This window comes from Streptacidiphilus jeojiense (assembly GCF_000719095.1).
Taxonomy (GTDB): domain Bacteria; phylum Actinomycetota; class Actinomycetes; order Streptomycetales; family Streptomycetaceae; genus Streptacidiphilus; species Streptacidiphilus jeojiensis.
The window spans coordinates 292,216-309,149 of the sequence record NZ_JOEH01000001.1 but is presented as its reverse complement, the minus strand read 5'-3'; the positions used below and the strand labels follow the sequence as shown (position 1 = coordinate 309,149).

At 73.2% G+C, this 16,934-nt stretch carries 17 protein-coding genes; 7 read left to right on the top strand and 10 right to left on the bottom strand.

Annotated elements, in window-relative coordinates:
- Positions 1-2 precede the first annotated feature (2 nt).
- Positions 3-548, top strand: coding sequence for a GNAT family N-acetyltransferase (locus tag IF29_RS0101350; RefSeq protein WP_030248438.1), 546 nt, complete (start codon positions 3-5; stop codon positions 546-548).
- Here IF29_RS0101350 and IF29_RS41450 read toward each other — a convergent pair.
- The 6 genes from IF29_RS41450 to thiO form a co-directional block, all read right to left on the bottom strand.
- Positions 545-1,771 carry a hypothetical protein gene (locus IF29_RS41450; RefSeq protein ID WP_037593954.1) on the bottom strand — a complete coding sequence of 409 codons (1,227 nt, stop codon included), beginning with the start codon at positions 1,769-1,771 and terminating at the stop codon, positions 545-547. The two genes, IF29_RS0101350 and IF29_RS41450, sit on opposite strands and share 4 nt — an antisense overlap.
- A gap of 106 nt (positions 1,772-1,877) precedes the next feature.
- Positions 1,878-2,582, bottom strand: a complete 705-nt coding sequence (locus IF29_RS0101340; protein ID WP_030248436.1) for a nitroreductase family protein — start codon at positions 2,580-2,582, stop codon at positions 1,878-1,880.
- A gap of 84 nt (positions 2,583-2,666) precedes the next feature.
- Positions 2,667-4,571, bottom strand: a complete 1,905-nt coding sequence (pknB, locus tag IF29_RS0101335) for a Stk1 family PASTA domain-containing Ser/Thr kinase (RefSeq protein ID WP_030248435.1) — start codon at positions 4,569-4,571, stop codon at positions 2,667-2,669.
- Between the two features lie 103 nt (positions 4,572-4,674).
- The gene (locus IF29_RS0101330; protein ID WP_030248433.1) at positions 4,675-5,469 is read right to left on the bottom strand and encodes a thiazole synthase; all 795 of its coding nucleotides are present in this window, start codon (positions 5,467-5,469) and stop codon (positions 4,675-4,677) included.
- Between the two features lie 6 nt (positions 5,470-5,475).
- A complete protein-coding gene (gene thiS, locus IF29_RS0101325) occupies positions 5,476-5,709 on the bottom strand; it encodes a sulfur carrier protein ThiS (RefSeq protein WP_030248432.1) in 234 nt (77 codons plus the stop codon).
- Positions 5,706-6,908 (bottom strand): glycine oxidase ThiO, encoded by a 1,203-nt coding sequence (gene thiO, locus IF29_RS0101320; RefSeq protein WP_051724747.1) that lies wholly within the window; start codon positions 6,906-6,908, stop codon positions 5,706-5,708. The genes thiS and thiO overlap by 4 nt, the downstream gene beginning before the upstream one ends.
- 161 nt (positions 6,909-7,069) lie before the next feature.
- Here thiO and IF29_RS0101315 point away from each other — a divergent pair, with 161 nt between their 5' ends.
- The 3 genes from IF29_RS0101315 to thiE are packed head-to-tail and all read left to right on the top strand — an operon-like array spanning position 7,070 to position 9,339.
- Positions 7,070-8,284, top strand: coding sequence for an NAD(P)/FAD-dependent oxidoreductase (locus IF29_RS0101315; protein ID WP_030248430.1), 1,215 nt, complete (start codon positions 7,070-7,072; stop codon positions 8,282-8,284).
- A gap of 39 nt (positions 8,285-8,323) precedes the next feature.
- Positions 8,324-8,689, top strand: a complete 366-nt coding sequence (locus IF29_RS0101310) for an Rv2175c family DNA-binding protein (RefSeq protein ID WP_030248429.1) — start codon at positions 8,324-8,326, stop codon at positions 8,687-8,689.
- Positions 8,686-9,339: a thiamine phosphate synthase gene (gene thiE / locus IF29_RS0101305; RefSeq protein ID WP_030248428.1), complete on the top strand. Its 654-nt coding sequence runs from the start codon at positions 8,686-8,688 to the stop codon at positions 9,337-9,339. Before IF29_RS0101310 ends, thiE begins: the two co-directional genes overlap by 4 nt.
- 84 nt (positions 9,340-9,423) lie before the next feature.
- On the opposite strand, the gene IF29_RS0101300 is transcribed toward thiE, so the two are convergent.
- On the bottom strand, positions 9,424-10,563 hold the full coding sequence (locus tag IF29_RS0101300) for a polyprenyl synthetase family protein (RefSeq protein WP_269664917.1): 1,140 nt from the start codon (positions 10,561-10,563) through the stop codon (positions 9,424-9,426).
- A 152-nt stretch (positions 10,564-10,715) separates the two neighbouring features.
- On the opposite strand from IF29_RS0101300, the gene metF reads away from it, so the two are divergent.
- Together metF and IF29_RS0101290 are read left to right on the top strand one after the other, a co-directional pair.
- On the top strand, positions 10,716-11,633 hold the full coding sequence (gene metF / locus IF29_RS0101295; RefSeq protein ID WP_030248425.1) for a methylenetetrahydrofolate reductase [NAD(P)H]: 918 nt from the start codon (positions 10,716-10,718) through the stop codon (positions 11,631-11,633).
- Between the two features lie 60 nt (positions 11,634-11,693).
- Positions 11,694-12,614, top strand: a complete 921-nt coding sequence (locus tag IF29_RS0101290) for a hypothetical protein (RefSeq protein WP_030248424.1) — start codon at positions 11,694-11,696, stop codon at positions 12,612-12,614.
- Positions 12,615-12,632: 18 nt separating this feature from the next.
- Here the strand turns inward: IF29_RS0101290 and IF29_RS0101285 are convergent, their stop codons facing one another.
- Both IF29_RS0101285 and IF29_RS0101280 read right to left on the bottom strand, forming a co-directional pair.
- Positions 12,633-14,090 (bottom strand): phytoene desaturase family protein, encoded by a 1,458-nt coding sequence (locus IF29_RS0101285; RefSeq protein ID WP_030248422.1) that lies wholly within the window; start codon positions 14,088-14,090, stop codon positions 12,633-12,635.
- 31 nt (positions 14,091-14,121) lie between these two features.
- Positions 14,122-14,694: a TetR/AcrR family transcriptional regulator gene (locus IF29_RS0101280; protein WP_030248420.1), complete on the bottom strand. Its 573-nt coding sequence runs from the start codon at positions 14,692-14,694 to the stop codon at positions 14,122-14,124.
- 108 nt (positions 14,695-14,802) lie between these two features.
- On the opposite strand from IF29_RS0101280, the gene IF29_RS0101275 reads away from it, so the two are divergent.
- Entirely contained in the window at positions 14,803-16,344 is a 1,542-nt protein-coding gene (locus tag IF29_RS0101275; RefSeq protein WP_084713342.1) for an MFS transporter, read from the top strand.
- On the opposite strand, the gene IF29_RS0101270 is transcribed toward IF29_RS0101275, so the two are convergent.
- Positions 16,244-16,867 carry a DUF4126 domain-containing protein gene (locus tag IF29_RS0101270; protein ID WP_030248416.1) on the bottom strand — a complete coding sequence of 208 codons (624 nt, stop codon included), beginning with the start codon at positions 16,865-16,867 and terminating at the stop codon, positions 16,244-16,246. The genes IF29_RS0101275 and IF29_RS0101270 overlap by 101 nt on opposite strands.
- Positions 16,868-16,934: the final 67 nt, after the last annotated feature.

The window sequence follows — 16,934 nt, the reverse complement described above, 5'->3', positions numbered from 1 at the left end:
GCATGGAGCACCCTGCCGAGGTACTGGTGTACGACCGCGTCGAGCTGCGACGGAAGCGGCCCGACGACGTCGACGCGCAGCACCGGCTGGTGCTGGACTCGCTGGAGCACCTGACTCCCTGGATGCCCTGGGCGTCCGACTACTCCCGGGACTCGCTGCTGGAGCATCTGACTGCAGCTCAGGCCGACTGGGAGTCGGGCCGGTCGTACGACTACGCCATCGTCAGCGAGGGGGAGACGGTCGGCGCCTGCAGCCTGATGCGGCGGATCGGCCCCGGCGGCTGGGAGATCGGCTACTGGATCCACCCGGACCGGACCGGCCGGGGCCTGGTGACCATGGCCGTGGCCGCCCTGGTCGAGGCGGCCTTCGCGCTGCCGGGCACCACCCACGTCGAGATCCACCACGACGAGGCCAACGCGGCCAGCGGCGCCGTCCCCCGCCGCCTCGGCTTCACCGTCGTCTCCCGCGAGAAGGACCCCACCCGCGGCGGCGCCCCCGCCGAGTCCGGCATCACCGTCGTCCACCGCCTGGACCGCGCAGCGTGCTAACCGTCTGAGGGCTGCGGGAGTGGAGCAGCACCCCCGTTCTGCCCAGGGCTCCGTCTCCGTGCCAGGGCCGCGCCCAGCAGCGGTCCGACCAGGAACAGGACGCCGGCGAAGGCGTACCAGGACGGCGGCTGCCGGGAGGGTACGGCCTGGGCGTGGATGGAGATCGCTTCCAGCACCAGGAGGCCCGGCAGGCAGCCGAGCACCCACCAGCGGGAACGCACCTCCAGTCGGCGCAGGCGCGCACGCAGGAGAGCGGTGGCCCAGACGGTGAGGAAGAGTGCCAGGGCTCCGATGCCGATGATCGCGGCGACGTCGCTGTCCACGGAGTAGGTCGACGAGGAGGTGGTGCGGGCGGAGGCCTGGCCGTCGGAGACGGCGATCACCGGTCCCCTGCCGATCGCCGTGATGCGGACGTCGGTGCCCGGTGCCAGGGAGCTCAGCCAGGACGGGGCTGCGCCGAACGAGACGTCGTTGCCGCCGATCAGGAGTTCGACGTCGCCGAAGCCGTCGTGCTCGCGCACCACGGTGTCGACCGCGACGGTGTAGTGGTTCTGGCAGACCGCTTCCAGCGAGTACACGACTGCTCCGTCGACCGGAATGGCGGGGCAGCGGCTCGCGCCGAGTTCCACCTGCGCGGCCTGCCGGTCTGCCGGGATCTGGCTCGCAGGAGCAGCCAGGGCGGCCACCGCGACGGCGGCGACCAGATACTGCCAGAGGCCACTGCGCCGCATGCTGGGCCTGGGGACCCATTGTCTCGGAACGGCATCGACCGGGGCGGCGCCGAAGCGGCGCGCGATGGCGACGATGCTCTCGGCCTTCTCGGAGAACGCCGGATCGCGGATCCACGGAGTGGACATGACCACCGGCAGCGTGCGGTGCCGGCCGTTGCGGCGCGTGATCCGGACCGCGCTGGTGACACCCATGCGGGTCCCCTGGTCGCGGATCTCCACCGCGACGACGTCGCCCCAGGCGAGGTGCCGTGCCCACAGGCCGCCTCGGGAGTAGCTGATGCCCGAGACGTCGACGCGGCACCAGGACCGGGGATATGCCCAGCGGACGTAGCCGAACAGAACTGCAACAGCCGCAGTCGCAGTCGCGCCGGCCCAGATGCCTCCGGTCAGCGAGAGCTTTGCGATATTGATCGCGATCCCCAGCCCGGGCAGGATCATCAACCACCAAGCGAACTTCGGCCGCTCGGTCCCCCTGAACACCAGTTCGTCCACGACTGTGCAGCGTATGGCCTCGGCTGCCCGCCGCGGCAGCCGTGGACCAGGAAGAGTGGGGGCCACCCCGGCTTCCTGGATCTGTGCCTCTGAACGGTCGTCAGGGCTACCAGCGGTCGCGGTGCAGGACGTCGGCGAGGGGGCGGCGGCGGACCGGGCCGAAGCGGCCGAGGGGCCAGCCGACCGGGATGATGCCGAAGGTGTGGACCTCGGAGGGGATGCCGAGGGCGGCCTTCCACTCGCGTTCCAGGAGCAGGTGCCAGATCGTCAGATTGGCGCCCAGGCCCAGGCCGCGGGCGGCCAGGAGCAGGTTCTGGATGCCCGGGTAGACGCTGGAGGCCTCGGCGAGCAGGTTGAACCGGCCGCCGTGGGTGGCCAGCCGGCTGAGCCCGGCGGTGCCGAGCTGGGTGACCATGCCGCGCAGGCTGCCCAGGTCGGCGGTGAACTTGGGGGAGCGGTAGCAGGGGATGATCAGGGCCGGGATGTCGGTGAAGTGGTCCCGCTGGTACTCGATCGCCGCGCGCATCCGGTCGTAGGCGTCCTCGTCCATCGGGGCGGGGATGGTCCGGCCGGCCGAGGCGAGGTAGGCGTCCACGCAGCGGGCCCAGAGCGGGGCCAGTGTGGTCATCATGTCGCGGTCGGTGACCAGCACGTACTCGTAGTCCTGGGCGTTGTGGCCGCTCGGACCGTTGACGGCTGCCTGGACCAGCTTCTCCAGCAGTTCGTCCGGCACCGGCTCGGCGCTCAGCCGGCGCATGGCCCGCATGGTGGCCATGGTGTCGAAGAGGTCAACCGCCGCAGGTGAGGTCATGCGCACGGAGTCTACGGAGGCCCCTCGGACGCTCTGTCAGCGGGGTTACCCAAATCGATACAAGGTGCCCGGTACAACCAGTGGTCAGTACAGCCAGATGGTGACCTTGCTGCCCAGCGCCGCCTGCTGGTTCCCGCCGGGGCTCTGGTTGTGCACGGTCGGGGTGCCGAACGGGTTGAGCTTGACGGTCTGCACCTGGAAGCCGGCGCCCTCCAGGGCCTTCCGGGCGTCCTTCTCGCTCTGCCCGGTCACATCCGGGACGGTGGCCTGCTGCTGGCCCTTGGAGACGGTCAGGGTCACCGTGCTGCCCTTGGAGGCGCTGTCGCCGTTGGGGCTCTGCGCGGCGACGTCGCCGGCCGCGGCGTCGGGGGAGTAGACCTGGTTGGGGTCGAGCTGGACGTTGAACCCGGCGTCCTGCAGGTCCGAGGTGGCCTGGTCGACCGACTCGCCGACCACGTCCGGCAGCGGCACCGGCTGGGCGCCGGAGCTGACGACCAGGTTGACCACGGTGTTGGGCTGCTCCTTGGTGCCGACCGCCGGGTCGGTGCTGATCACGTCGCCCTGGGAGATGCTGTCGCTGGCCTGCTGGGTGACCTGGCCGACGGCGAGCCCGGCGTCCTTGATCGCCTGCTCGGCGGCGGACTGGGACTTGCCGGTGACGTCCGGGACGGCCGGGCGGTCCGGGCCCTTGGAGACGTCCAGGGTCACCGTGGAGTCCTTGCGGATCCTGGTCCCCACGCCCGGGTTGGTGCTGATCACCTTGCCGCTGGCCACGGTCGTGCTGAAGTCCTGGGTGACGGTGACGGTCAGGCCGTCGGCCTGCAGGGTCTGCACCGCCTGGCCCTGGGTCTGGCCGAGCACGCTCGGCATCCGCATGTAGAGGCCGTCCAGCGCCCAGGTGGCGCCGCCGGCGACCAGGCCGATCACCAGCAGCACCACCGCGGGGACGACCCAGCGGCGGCGCCGCCGCTGCGGGCGGCGGGCGGCGCGGGACGGTGGTGGGGCGAAGCGTTCCTCCGGCGGGGTGCGCCGGGGCATCACCAGGTCGGGCGGCAGTTCGCGCATGATGCTGGTGCGTTCCACCGGCGGCTGCTGCGGGCCGGGCTGGAACGGCAGGCCGGGCTCGGCGTCCAGCTGGGCCGGGCTCAGGCCGCGGCGGATGTGCTGGAGGGCGGCGAGCAGGGCGACGGCGTCGGCCGGCCTGCGGTTGGCGTCCCGGGAGGCCGCTGCCGTCGTTATGGCGTCCAGCTCCGGTGCCAGGCCCGGGACCAGCGACGAGGGCGGCGGTACGTCCATGCTGATGTGCTGGTAGACGACCTGCATCGGGCTGTCGCCGGTGTAGGGCTTGGAACCGGTGAGCATCTCGAACATCAGGATGCCGCAGGCGTAGACGTCGGTGCGCGGGTCGGTGGCGCCCTGCTCGATCTGTTCCGGCGCCAGGTAGGAGACGGTGCCCATGACCTGACCGGTCGTCGCCTGGCTCTCCCCGCTCACCGCCCGGACCAGGCCGAAGTCGGTGACCTTGACCCGGCCGTCCTCGGTGAGCAGCACGTTCTCCGGCTTGACGTCCCGGTGCACCAGTCCGGCCCGGTGCGCGGCGCCCAGCCCGGCCAGGATCGGCTCCAGGATGTCCAGCACGGTGCGCGGCGCCAGCGCGCCGCGGTCCCGCATCAGGTCGCGCAGGGTCCAGCCGGGTACGTACTCCATGGCCAGGAAGACGGCGTCGCCGTCCTGGCCCTGGTCGAACACGTTCACCACGTTGGGGTGCGAGAGCCGGGCCACGGCCTTGGCCTCGCGGATGAAGCGGGAGGTGAACTCGGGGTCACTGGCCAGCCCCGGGTGCATCACCTTGAGCGCGACGACCCGTTCCAGCCGGGTGTCCAGGCCCCGGTAGACGGTGGCCATGCCGCCGACGGCGATCCGCTGCTCGACCCTGTAGCGGGCATCGAGCAGCCGCCCGAGGAGGGGGTCGTGCAGGGCAGTGTCCATTCCAGGGAGTTTACGGGGCCCGGAGCCGGCTGCGGGCGCACCGACGGTCGAGTTGTTGCCGGACGGTAAGGACTGAGTGACCCGGGTCACCCCCCGGCCCGGCTCAGAAGGCCGGGGCCTCCGGGTCGAGCTCGGCGCGACCGGCCATCGGCGACGAGGCCTCGGCGTGGAAGCGGCGCGGGATCCGTCCGGCGCGGTGGGCCAGCCGACCGGCCTCGACGGCGTGCCGCATGGCCTCGGCCATCAGCGCCGGGTGCTGGGCCCGGGTGACGGCGGTGGCCAGCATCACCGCGGCGCAGCCCAGCTCCATCGCCAGTGCGGCGTCGGAGGCAGTGCCGGCGCCGGCGTCCAGCACCACCGGGACCTGGGCCCGCTCCACGATCAGCTGGAAGTTGTGCGGATTTCGGATGCCGAGGCCCGAGCCGATCGGGGAGCCCAGCGGCATCACCGCGGCGCAGCCCACGTCCTCCAGCTTGCGGGCCAGCACCGGGTCGTCGTTGGTGTACGGGAGGACCACGAAGCCGTCGTCGACCAGGGTCTCGGCGGCGTCCAGCAGTTCGATCGGGTCGGGCAGCAGGGTCCGCTCGTCGGCGACCACCTCGAGTTTCACCCAGTTCGTACCCAGCGCCTCGCGGGCCAGCCTGGCGGTGAGCACCGCCTCGCCCGCGGTGAAGCAGCCGGCGGTGTTCGGCAGCACGGCGATGTTGTTGCGCTGCAGCACCTCCAGCACCGAGCCGCGGGCGGCGGGGTTGATCCTGCGCATGGCCACGGTGGTCAGCTCGGTGCCGGACAGCCGCAGCGCCTGCTCCAGCACCTCCAGGCTGGGGGCGCCGCCGGTGCCCATGATCAGCCGCGAGCCGAAGCTGCGGCCGGCGATGGTCAGGGTGTCGTCGGACATCGTCTGTCAGCCTCCCTGGACGGCGGTGAGGATCTCGATCCGGTCGTCGGCGGCCAGAGCCGTGGCGGACCAGGCGCCGCGCGGCACGACCGTCTCGTTGACGGCTGCGGCTATGCCGGAGGGCGCCGAGCTGAGCTCGGCGACGACCTCGGCCAGGGTGGTGCCGGGGGCGACCAGGCGCGGGTCGCCGTTGACGCGGATGGCGAGGGTCGCCGTCACGGGGGTCGCGGGGGGCGTCATGAGCTGGCCTCCAGGAGGGAGAAGCGGGCGGGGGTGAACAGGGCGGCCTCCGGCGGCAGCACGCCGGTGGCCAGGTAGGCGGAGACGGCGTCGGCGGTGACCGGGGTCAGCAGCACGCCGTTGCGGTGGTGACCGGTCGCGGCGACCAGGCCGGGCAGCGCGGTGGGCCCCAGCAGCGGGGCGTTGTCGGGGGTGCCGGGACGCAGCCCGGCGCCGGTCTCCACCAGCGGCAGCTCGGTGATCCCGGGGACGAGCTCATGGGCGTCCCGCAGCAGCTCGTACACCCCGCCGGCGGTGACGGTGGTGTCGAAGCCCTGCTCCTCCATGGTCGCGCCGACGACCAACTCGCTGTCCTCGCGCGGCACCAGGTAGAGGTGCACGCCGCGGACCACGGCCCGGAGGTTGCGGGAGAGGAAGGGGCCGCCGGGCAGCGGCGCGCCCAGCGAGGTGGTCATCCGCAGCCGCAGGATCTGGCCCTTGACCGGGCGGACCGGCAGCCGCGCCTCCGGTGGCAGCCCGGGGACCTCCCCGGACCAGCTGCCGGCCGCGAGCACGGTCTGCCCGGCGGACAGCCGGGTGCCGTCCTCGGCGAGGGCGCCGACCACCCGGTCCTGAGCGTCCGTCAGCTCGATCCGGGCGGCCCGGGAGCGGTGGATCCGCACCCCGGCCGCGGTGCAGGCGCGCAGCAGCGCCGCGCCCAGCCGCCGCCCGTCCACCTGGTGGTCCCCCGTCACCAGCAGCCCGCCGCGGACCGAGGGCGCCAGCATGGGTTCGAGCCGGCGGCACTCGCGTCCGGTCAGCCACTCGGCCTCCAGGCCCAGCCGCTGCTGGAAGGCGTGCAGCTCGCGCAGTTCGGCGCGGTCGTCGGCGTCCAGCGCCGCGGCCAGGGTGCCGCAGGCCCGGTACCCGGTGGGCAGTCCGCTCGCGGCGGTCAGTTCGGCGGCGAAGGCGGCGTAGCGCTCGTTGGAGGCGATACCGAGGCGCAGCAGCTCCTCCTCGCCGTACTGCAGCTCGGTGACCGGCGCCAGCATCCCGGCGGCCACCCGGTTGGCGCCACGGCCCGGATCCGGGTCGAGCACGGTCACCGAGAGGCCGCGCTGGGCGGTCCGCCAGGCGGTGGCCAGGCCGATGATCCCGCCGCCGACGACCAGTACGTCGGTCGGTGCGTCGGTCGATACGTCGGTGTTGGTACGTGGCACAGGTGCCCACTCCCTTCGCCGGCATGACCCGGATCAGGTTCGGACGGTCGGAGGCCGGGGGCGCGGTCCGCCCTGCTGCCTCCCTCTCAGCCCGGTACGCCGGGCTCCCGTGGATGGTCCCCACAACTGTAGTCGTGCCTGCTCGGCCGTAGAGTGACGGGATGCGGATCGTCGTGGTCGGGGCCGGGATGGCCGGGGTGCAGACAGCGGTGGCGCTGCGGGACCAGGGGCACGAGGGGGAGGTGCTGCTGCTGGGCGCCGAGCCGCACCAGCCCTACGACCGGCCGCCGCTCTCCAAGGACGTGCTGCTCGGCAAGGCCGAGCACTCGCGCTTCGACATCGACTTCCCGGGCCGGGGCATCGAGTTGCTGCTCGGCCGCCGGGCCACTGGGCTGGACCCCGTACGGCGGGTGCTGGGCACCGACGGCGGGGAGCTGGAGTACGACCGGCTGGTGCTGGCGACCGGGGCCCGCCCGGTCGCCCTGCCCGGGCAGTCCGCGCGGAGGCATCTGCTGCGCACCCATGACGACGCCGTCGCGCTGAAGGGCGCGCTGCGCCCTGGGGCCAGGATCGTGGTCGTCGGTGCCGGCTGGATCGGCGCCGAGGCTGCGACCGTGGCCCGGCGGCTGGGCTGCGAGGTCACCGTGGTCGAGGCGGCGCCGGTGCCGCTGGCCGGTGCGCTGCCGGCGGAGATCACCGAGGGGATGCGCGGCTGGTACGCGGAGGCCGGCGTCGAGCTGCGGACCGGAGCCGCGGTCGGCGGCATCGTGGACGGGGACGTCCGGCTGGAGGGCGACCCCGGGGCGACGGTGCTGCTCACCGACGGCACCGAGCTGGGCGCGGACGCGGTGGTGGTCGGCATCGGCGCCCGCCCCGACACCGGCTGGCTCGACGGCTCCGGGATCGTCCTGGACGACCGGGGCGCGATCGCGGCCGACGACCGGCTGCGGACCTCGGCCGAGGGGGTGCTGGCCGTCGGCGACTGCGCCTCCTTCCCCTCCGCCCGCTACCGGACCCGGCTGATGGTCCACCACTGGGACAACGCGGTGCAGGGCGCCCGGGTCGCCGCCGCCAACGCGCTCGGCGGCGAGCAGCAGTACGACCCCGTTCCCTACTTCTGGTCCGAGCAGTTCGGCCGCATGGTCCAGTACGCCGGCCACCACCGCCCCGGCGACACCCTGCTCCGGCGCGGGGACCCGGAGGCCGCCGACTGGAGCGCGCTGTGGCTGCGCGACGGCGTCCCGGTGGCGCTGCTGACGGTGGACCGCCCCCGCGACCTGGTCCAGGGACGCCGGCTGCTGGAGCGGCGGACTCCCCTCGACCCGGTGCTCGCGGCCGACCCCGCGGTCCAGCTCAAGGCCGCCGTGCGGGCCTGATGGTGCGCGGGGGCGGCCGGGGATGGCAGTCTTGAGGGCGTGAGCCAGATTGATCCCAAGATTGACGCCCTGATTCCCGCGTGGATGAACGTCCCCGACATCGCCGAGCAGTGGGGGGTGGTGGTGACCAAGGTCCGGCGTCTCGTCGACGACGGCACCCTGCTCGCCGTCCGCCGCGGCGAGAACAACGCCCTGATGGTGCCGGCCGCCTTCATCGGCCCCAACGGCACCGTGAAGGGCATCTGCGGCCTGCTGACGCTGATGCACGACTCCGGGTTCACCGACGAGGAGATCCTGGAGTGGCTGTTCACCGAGGACCCCTCGCTGCCCGGCACCCCGGCCCAGGCCATGAACGAGAACCGCGGCACCGAGGTCAAGCGCCGCGCCCAGGCGATGGCGCTGTGAGCCGTTCGTCCGCGGTGGCTGCGCTGGACGAGGCCCGGCTCTACCTGTGCACCGACGCCCGGCGCGAGCAGGGGGACCTGCCAGAGTTCCTGGACGCGGTGCTGGCCGGCGGCGTGGACATCGTCCAGCTGCGGGACAAGGGGCTGGAGGCGCGGCAGGAGCTGGCGGCGCTGGAGGTCTTCGCCGACGCCTGCCGTCGGCACGGGCGGCTGCTGGCCGTCAACGACCGCGCCGACGTGGCCCATGCGGCCCGCCCGGACGTGCTGCACCTCGGCCAGGACGACCTGCCGGTGGCCGCGGCGCGGGCGATCCTCGGCGAGTCCGTTCTGATCGGCCGCTCCTGCCACGCCGAGGCGGAGGTGGACGCGGCGCTGACCGAACCGGGCGTCGACTACTTCTGCACGGGGCCGGTCTGGCCCACCCCGACGAAGCCCGGGCGGCACGCCCCGGGTCTGGAGCTGGTCTCCTACGCGGCCAAGCAGGCACCGGCGCGGCCCTGGTTCGCCATCGGCGGGATCGATGCCTCGAACCTGGACCAGGTGCTGGACGCGGGGGCGCGACGGATCGTGGTGGTACGGGCCCTGACCGAGGCGGCGGATCCGTATGCTGCGGCCGAAGCTTTGGCGGAACGTGTACGTCAGCGGGGCTGAGCGTTTGCGCAGTTCCCCGCGCCCCTTCTGTTTTAGGGGCGTGGGGAACTGCGCGAACAGCAACCGTCGGCCGAGGCGAGCGCTTCAGTACCGACGTGCGGTAGCCGCCCCCGCCAGCCGCCGCAGCACCCTCCGGGCCTCCGGCTCCACCAGCGGCGCAGCCTCCAACGCCGCCAACGCTTCCCCGCGGAGCGCGGCGATCCGCTGCTCGACCCGCTCCGGTGCGCCACTGCGCACGATCGCCGCCCGCAGCAGCCCCACCTCGTGGTCGCCCAGGTCCGGCGCTCCCAGCAGTTCGTCCAGCAGCCCGGCGTCCCCCGCCGAGCAGGCCGCCGAGGCCTCGGCCACCAGCAGCGTGCGCTTTCCCTCCCGCAGGTCGTCCCCGGCGGGCTTTCCGGTGACCTCGGGGTCGCCGAAGACGCCCAGCAGGTCGTCCCGGAGCTGGAACGCCTCGCCGAGCGGCAGCCCGAACGCGGCGTAGGCGGCCGTCAGGGCCGGATCCGCACCGGCGAGCAGCCCGCCGATCTGGAGCGGGCGCTCCACGGTGTACTTGGCCGCCTTGTAGTGCACCACCGTCCGGGCCCGGTCGATCGCGTCCTCGCGGTCCGCCCCGGCGAGGCCCGCGCTGGCCGGCTCCAGCAGGTCGAGGTACTGGCCCGCCATCACCTCGGTCCGCATCAGGTCGAACACCGGCTTGGCCCGGCGCACCGCCGCCAGCGGCAGCCCGCTGCCCCAGAGCAGTTCGTCGCACCAGGCCAGCAGCAGGTCGCCGAGCAGCAGCGCGGAGGCGGCCCCGAACCGCGCGCCGTCCCCGTGCCAGCCCTGCTCGCCGTGCAGGGCCTCGAATCGGCGGTGCACCGACGGCAGCCCGCGCCGGGTGGCGCTGCGGTCTATCAGGTCGTCGTGCACCAGCGCGCTGGCCTGCAGCAGCTCCAGCGCCGAGCAGGCGGCCACCGCGGCGTCGTCGTCCCGGGCGCCGCCGGCCCCGCGCCAGCCCCAGTAGCAGAAGGCGGGCCGCAGCCGCTTCCCGCCGCTGTCCAGGAACGCCCGCACGGTGCCGGTCAGCGGGCCCAGCTCCGGCGACACCGTCGCCAGCACCGCCTCCTGGCGGTCCAGGAAGCGGTCCAGGGTCCGGTCCACCCGGGAACGCAGCAGTTCCTCGTCGACCGGGCTGCCCGGAACGCGGGCGAGGTCGATCGGGGGGACAGGATGGGTGAGGGACACCGGCGGGCTCCGAGCGGGTACGGGAGCAGCCAGCGTAACGCGAGGGGTCCGCGGGTCCGGTGAGCGCATCCCCACCCGGAGCCCGCCCGGAGCGGTATCAGTAGGTGGACGGACGTTTCGGCATCGGTTCCAACGGCCGCTAATCTGCCTGCATGGCCCTCGGTACCTCAAGCGTCCGGCACGACAGCAAGCCCTCCATCCGGGAGCTCCTGGCGGCGGGCAAGTGCTCCTACTCCTTCGAGTTCATGCCGCCCCGCAGCGCGGAGGCGGAGGTCGGGCTGTGGAAGGCGATCCGGAGGCTGGAGGGTCTCGCGCCGACCTTCGTCAGCGTGACCTACGGCGCCGGCGGATCCACCCGCGGCCGCACCATCAACATCACCGGGCGGATCACCCAGGAGACGACGCTCACACCCGTCGCCCATCTGACCGCGGTCGACCACAGCGTCGCCGAGCTGCGCAACATCCTCGGCCACTACGCGGACCAGGGCGTGCGCAACATCCTGGCGCTGCGCGGGGACCCGCCGGGCGACCCGCTGGGCGAGTGGGTCAAGCACCCGCAGGGACCGGAGTACGCCTCCGACCTGGTCCGGCTGATCAAGGAGTCGGGCGACTTCTGCGTCGGCGTCGCCGCCTTCCCGGAGATGCACCCGCGGTCGTCCGACTGGGACGAGGACATCCGGCACTTCGTCGCCAAGTGCCGGGCCGGCGCGGACTACGCGATCACCCAGATGTTCTTCGACGTGGACGACTACCTGCGGTTCCGGGACCGGGTCGCGGCGGCCGGCTGCGACACCCCGATCATCCCGGAGATCATGCCGGTGACCTCGGTCCGCTCGCTGCGACGCATCCCCACGCTCAGCAACGCTGTGATCCCGCAGCAGTTCGCCGACCGGCTGCTGGCGGCCGAGGAGGACCCGCAGGCGGTGCGCGCGATCGGCATCGACTACGCCACCGAGATGTGCCGCAGGCTGCTCGCCGAGGGCACCCCGGGGCTGCACTTCATGACCATGAACTTCTCGACGGTGACCACGGAGATCTATCAGAACCTCGGCCTTGACCGCAGGGGCTGAACGGTACCGTGGTGCGCAGGGGCACGGCCGTGCCCGTTGCAGGCAGAGGTAGGTAAGCCCGTGGGAGTCATCGGACTTGCGGTGCTCTACGCCGCGTTCGCGCTGGTCGCGCTGTGGCTGCTGGGGGAGCTGCTGCTGCAGCACCGGGCCGCGCCGCACTGGCGGGTGCTGGCGCTGGTCGGCTTCCTCGCGCTGGTGGCGGGTGTGGCGCAGGGGTCCCTGCCGCTGATCGGCGGCGGGGTGGTGGCCTTCGGTGCGGGTCAGTACCTGGTCACCCGCTCGGTGAAGACCGGCGCCGCCAGCCACTGGTCGCTCCGCTCCCAGGACGGGTCGCTGCCGGGACCGCTGGCGGGGGTGCCGCTGCTGGCGAGCGTCTTCCCGGCGGGCGAGCCCGCACCGGTCGGCGACGGGGACGGGCGCGGGGAGGCGGTCCGGGTCGGCGAGGTCGGCCCGATCGAGGAGGCGCCCCCGACGATCGCCTACGACCCCGCGGTCTTCGAGCAGGAGGCGGCGGGGGAGGACCCCCAGCAGCTGCCCTACCCGGAGTACGCCGGGACCCCCTACGGCGAGACCCCGTACGCCGAGCCGCAGTACGCCCAGGGCCAGTACACCGAGGGCCAGTACGCAGAGGGCCAGTACGCCGGGACGCCCTACCCGGAGACCCCCTACACCGACTACCCGCAGCAGGACTACGGGTACCAATACCAGGAGTACGCGCAGCCCGCGTACGCCCAGGCGCAGCCGCAGGTCCAGTACGACACCAACGGCTTCCCGGTCCAGCCGGCGGAGCAGCAGCAGTACGCGCCGCAGGCCGACTACTCCTACGGCTACGAGCAGCAGTACCAGCAGCAGGCGCAGGCGTACGACCCCTCGGCCTCCTACGAGCAGCAGTACCAGTACGGCTACCAGCAGGAGCAGCCGCAGCCCGTCGAACAGCCGCAGCCGGCCGGCCAGGAGACCTGGCAGCAGCAGTACGGCTGACGCCGGGCTGACGCCGGGTCACGGCGTGCCGATCAGCTCCGCGGTGACCGCCGCCGACATGCCCACCCCGGCCAGCCCGCCGCCCGGGTGCGCCGCGCCGCCGACCAGGTAGAGGCCGGTCCTGGCGGCGCGGTTGGCGGCGTGGAGCCAGTCGCCACCGCCGCCGGCCAGCGCCGGGCCGGGGACGGAGCCGCCGGTCGCACCGGTCCGGGCCTCGGTGTCGGCGGGGGTGCGGACCTCGCGCCACAGCATCCGCTCCCGCAGTTCGGGGGCGGCGTGGGCGAGGACGGCGTCGGCGTAGGCCTCGGCGCGGCCGGCCGCGGTCCAGTCCAGCCGGCCGTGGGCCGGGACGGTCACCGTGAGCACGGCGGCCTCGTGCCCGGCGGGCGCGAGTGTCGCATCGTCAGGACGCAGCAGCTGCACGGTGGGGCGCTCGCACAGCCGCGGTGACTCCGAGAACAGCGCGTCCAGCTGGTCCAGCCGATCGGCGGCGTGCACGACGGTACGGTGCGCCGTCCCGGCGGGACGCGCGCCGCGCAGCGCGAGCAGCACGGTGAACCGGCCCGGCGCGGCCTCGGCGGTCGGCTGCTCGACGGCGGCGCCGAGCGCTCCCGGGTCGGTGTCGGCGACCACCACATCGGCGTCCAGCTTGCTGCCGTCCTCCAGCAGCACGCCGTCGACCCGGTCGTCGTCGCCGAGAAGCTGCTGGACCCGGGTGTCGAAGCGCAGCTCCACCCGGCGCTGCTCGCAGCGGCGCAGCACCGCGTCGGCGAGGGCGCGCATCCCGCCGGTGACGTACCAGATGCCGAAGCTCTGCTCCATGTACGGGATCGCCGTCAGCGAGGCCGGGGCCCGGCGCGGGTCGAAGCCGAAGCGCAGCGCGTACTCGTCCAGCAGCGCGGTCAGCCCGGGGTGGCGCAGTTCGCGTCCGGCGACGTCGGCCAGGCCCTGCGGCGGGAGCGGCCGGCGGAACAGGCCGCGCCGGGGCGACGGGAAGGGGTAGGGATCCTGGTGCAGGGCTGACGGATCGTCCGGCAGCGGTTCCTCCAGCAGCGGGCGGCGGGTGGCCTCCCACACCGCCCGTCCGCGCTCCAGCATCTCGCCCCAGCGCAGGCCAGCGCCGTCGCCCAGCGCCTGGTCCAGGGACTGGACCACCCGGGCCCGGGAGGCGTTGGCCAGTTCGACCGTGGTCCCGTCCGGCAGCCGGTGCACGGCGGCCGGCTCCACCGAGCGCAGCTCGACCTCGTCCTCCAGCCGGGTGCGGCCGGTCTTCAGCATCAGGTCGCGGTAGACGGCGGGCAGGGTGAGCAGGGTGGGGCCGGTGTCGAAGCCGAACCCCTCGCGCCGGTACTGCCCGACCATGCCGCCGTGGCTGTCGGCTGCCTCGCACACGGTGACCCGGTGGCCCACCGTGGCCAGCCGTGCCGCTGCCGCGAGCCCGCCCATACCTGCGCCGATGACGACGATTCGTGCCATGGGCACTGATCCTATGCGCCGCGGGGAGCGCTCAGTCCCGCACCCGCAGGCCGTTCATGATCAGGTCGATCAGCCGGTCGGCGTCGACCTCCTTGCCGCTGGTGCAGGCCCAGGTGACACCGCTGACCAGCATCATCACTTCCTTGATGACGACGTCGGAGCGGATCTGACCGCTCTGCTGGGCGCGCGCGAGCAACTGCTCGGAGGTGCTGTGCAGCACCCAGCCGGGGGAGTCGCCCTTCATCTTGTCCTCGGGCGGGATCAACGCGCTGGAGAGCCCGCGGAAGCGGTAGACGTGGGAGACCAGCCTGCGCAGCCACACGGCGAGGGCCTCGGCCGGGTCGGCCGCCTCGAGCAGCGGCTCGGCCTCGGTCAGCACCGAGGCCATCCACCGGTCCAGCACCGCGTCGATCAGGTTCTGCCGGGCCGGGAAGTGCCGGTACAGGGTGCCCGGGCCGACGCCCGCACGCTTGGCGATGTCGTCCAGGGAGGCGTCGGCGCCGTTCTCCAGGAACGCCTCGGTGGCGGCCGAGACCAGTCGCTCGTAGTTGCGACGGGCGTCGGCGCGCATCGGGCGGGCCGGTGGAGACGGCGGCACGGTCATCGTTCATCCCAGGGTTGATAAACGGAGAGTATCTCCGTATCGTTGTTCTTGGAACCGGAGACTCTCTCCGCTTTGTTCCCTTCCTCGTCATGACCTCATGGGAGAGCCATGCCCGAGAACATCATCGCTCCCGTCACCACCGCAACCCAAGACGTCCGGGCTGATCCGCCTGGTGAGGACGGTACCGGGCGGCGGCCACCGCGCCCAGGGCTCGCCCTCGCGGTGATCCTCATCTGCCAGTTGATGGTCGTCCTGGACGCCACCGTGGTCTCCATCGCACTCCCCGGCATCCAGCGCAGCCTGCACTTCTCCGCGGCAGGGCTGTCCTGGGTGCCGAACATCTACCTGCTGACCTTCGGCGGGCTGCTGCTCCTCGGCGGCCGCGCGGGCGACATCCTCGGACGGCGACGGCTGCTCACCGCGGGCATCGCCCTGTTCACCCTGGCCTCGCTGCTCGGCGGCCTGGCCACCACCCCGACCATGCTGCTGGTGGCCCGCGCCGCCCAGGGCGTCGGCGCGGCCGTGGCGGCGCCCAGCACGCTGGCCCTGATCGTCAGCAACTACCCGGACGCCGGGCAGCGGGCCCGCGCCATCGGGCTGTACTCCAGCATGTCGGCCGGCGGCGGCGCCGTCGGCATGATCCTCGGCGGAGTGCTGACCTCGGCCTTCTCCTGGCGCTCCGTCATGTTCATCAACATCCCGTTCGGGCTGGCGGTGGTGCTGCTCGCACCCAGGCTGATCCGCGAGCCGGAACGCCACCCGAGCCGCTTCGACCTGCCGGGTGCGGTCACCGCCACCCTCGGCAGCGCGTCGCTGGTCTACGGCTTCATCCGGGCCGCCACCGCGGGCTGGGGCGCGGCCTCCACGCTCGGCTGCTTCGCGGCCGCCGTACTGCTGCTCGGCGCGTTCGTGGTGATCGAGTCCCGCACCGCCCGGCCGCTGCTGCCGCTGCACCTGCTCACCCGGCGGGCCAGTGGCGGCGGTTACCTGGCCATGCTGATGCTGGCCGCGGGCATGTTCGGGATGTTCTTCTTCGTCACCCAGTACCTCCAGAACGTCCTCGGCTACAGCGCCCTGCAGACCGGCGCCGCGTTCCTGCCGCTGGTGCTGCTGCTCTTCGCCGGCGCGCGGATCGTCCCGAGGCTGGTGCCCAGGACCGGTGCGCGGCCCTTCCTCTACGGGGCGCCGGTGCTGCTCGCCGCCGGGCTGCTGCTGCTCAGCCGGGTCGGCGCCGACACCGGCTTCGCCCCGGGCATCCTGGTGCCGATGGTGCTGTTCGGCCTGGGCGCGGGCTGCACCATGGTGCCGCTGAGCCTCACCATCCTGGGCGGGGTCCGTCCGGAGGAGTCCGGTGCGGCGGCCGGGACGCTGCAGTCCATGCAGCAGATGGGCGGCGCGCTGGGCACCGCGCTGCTGCTGACGGTGTTCGCCTCGGCCACCCGGCACTCCGGCGGACGCTCCCCGCACGCCCTGTTCGCGCACGGGGTGGCCGACGCCATGGGCGTGGCGGCGCTGTTCGTCGCCGTCGCGCTGCTGCTGATCGTGGCGGTCATCCGCCCGAGCGGACGTCCGCGTCCTGACGCGGCAGGGCCCGTCGCTGCCGGCGCTCCCGCCGCCGTATCCGGTAGCGGCGGATCCGGGAGTAGGTGAAGCCGACGATCAGTACGCCGATCAATAGCAGCACCCCGGCGATGATCGCGGCGGGCACCGGGTGGAACAGCGCCAGCGTCACCAGGCTCGCGACCGAGAACTCCTCGAACAGGCTGACCGCTATGTTGCTGAACGGCTCGGGGGAGGTGTTCACCCCCATCCGGATGCCGCTCTTGACCAGATGGCTGACCAGCGCGGTGGTGCCGCCCATGGCCGCGGCGGCGAGCGAGGCCAGCGAGTCGTGGGCGTGCCCGGCGATCAGCGCGGCCACCACGGCCCCGGCGACCGGGCGGATCACCGTGTGCACCGCGTCCCAGGCCGAGTCCAGATAGGGGATCTTGTCGGCCACCACCTCGCAGAGGCACAGCAGCGCGGCGGCCACCAGCACGTCCGTCCGCTCCAGGCCGGGCGGGACGCTGCTGACGCCGTCGTAGCGGCCGAACAGGCCGAGCAGCAGCACCACGGCGTAGGCGTTGATGCCGCTGGCCCAGCTGCTGGTGAAGATCAGTGGAATGACCGACACGGTGGATCCCCCTTACCCGTGGGTCAACGGTGCACGCTCACCGTAGCCGACGCCACCGACAACGGGC

Bases quoted from the DNA above. Each gene is read 5' to 3' on its own strand.
- IF29_RS0101350 (WP_030248438.1), top strand. From the start codon at position 3: ATGGAGCACCCTGCCGAGGTACTGGTGTACGACCGCGTCGAGCTGCGA.
- IF29_RS0101340 (WP_030248436.1), bottom strand. From the start codon at position 2,582: ATGACCTCACCTGCGGCGGTTGACCTCTTCGACACCATGGCCACCATG.
- pknB (WP_030248435.1), bottom strand. From the start codon at position 4,571: ATGGACACTGCCCTGCACGACCCCCTCCTCGGGCGGCTGCTCGATGCC.
- IF29_RS0101330 (WP_030248433.1), bottom strand. From the start codon at position 5,469: ATGTCCGACGACACCCTGACCATCGCCGGCCGCAGCTTCGGCTCGCGG.
- thiS (WP_030248432.1), bottom strand. From the start codon at position 5,709: ATGACGCCCCCCGCGACCCCCGTGACGGCGACCCTCGCCATCCGCGTC.
- IF29_RS0101315 (WP_030248430.1), top strand. From the start codon at position 7,070: ATGCGGATCGTCGTGGTCGGGGCCGGGATGGCCGGGGTGCAGACAGCG.
- metF (WP_030248425.1), top strand. From the start codon at position 10,716: ATGGCCCTCGGTACCTCAAGCGTCCGGCACGACAGCAAGCCCTCCATC.
- IF29_RS0101285 (WP_030248422.1), bottom strand. From the start codon at position 14,090: ATGGCACGAATCGTCGTCATCGGCGCAGGTATGGGCGGGCTCGCGGCA.
- IF29_RS0101280 (WP_030248420.1), bottom strand. From the start codon at position 14,694: ATGACCGTGCCGCCGTCTCCACCGGCCCGCCCGATGCGCGCCGACGCC.
- IF29_RS0101275 (WP_084713342.1), top strand. From the start codon at position 14,803: ATGCCCGAGAACATCATCGCTCCCGTCACCACCGCAACCCAAGACGTC.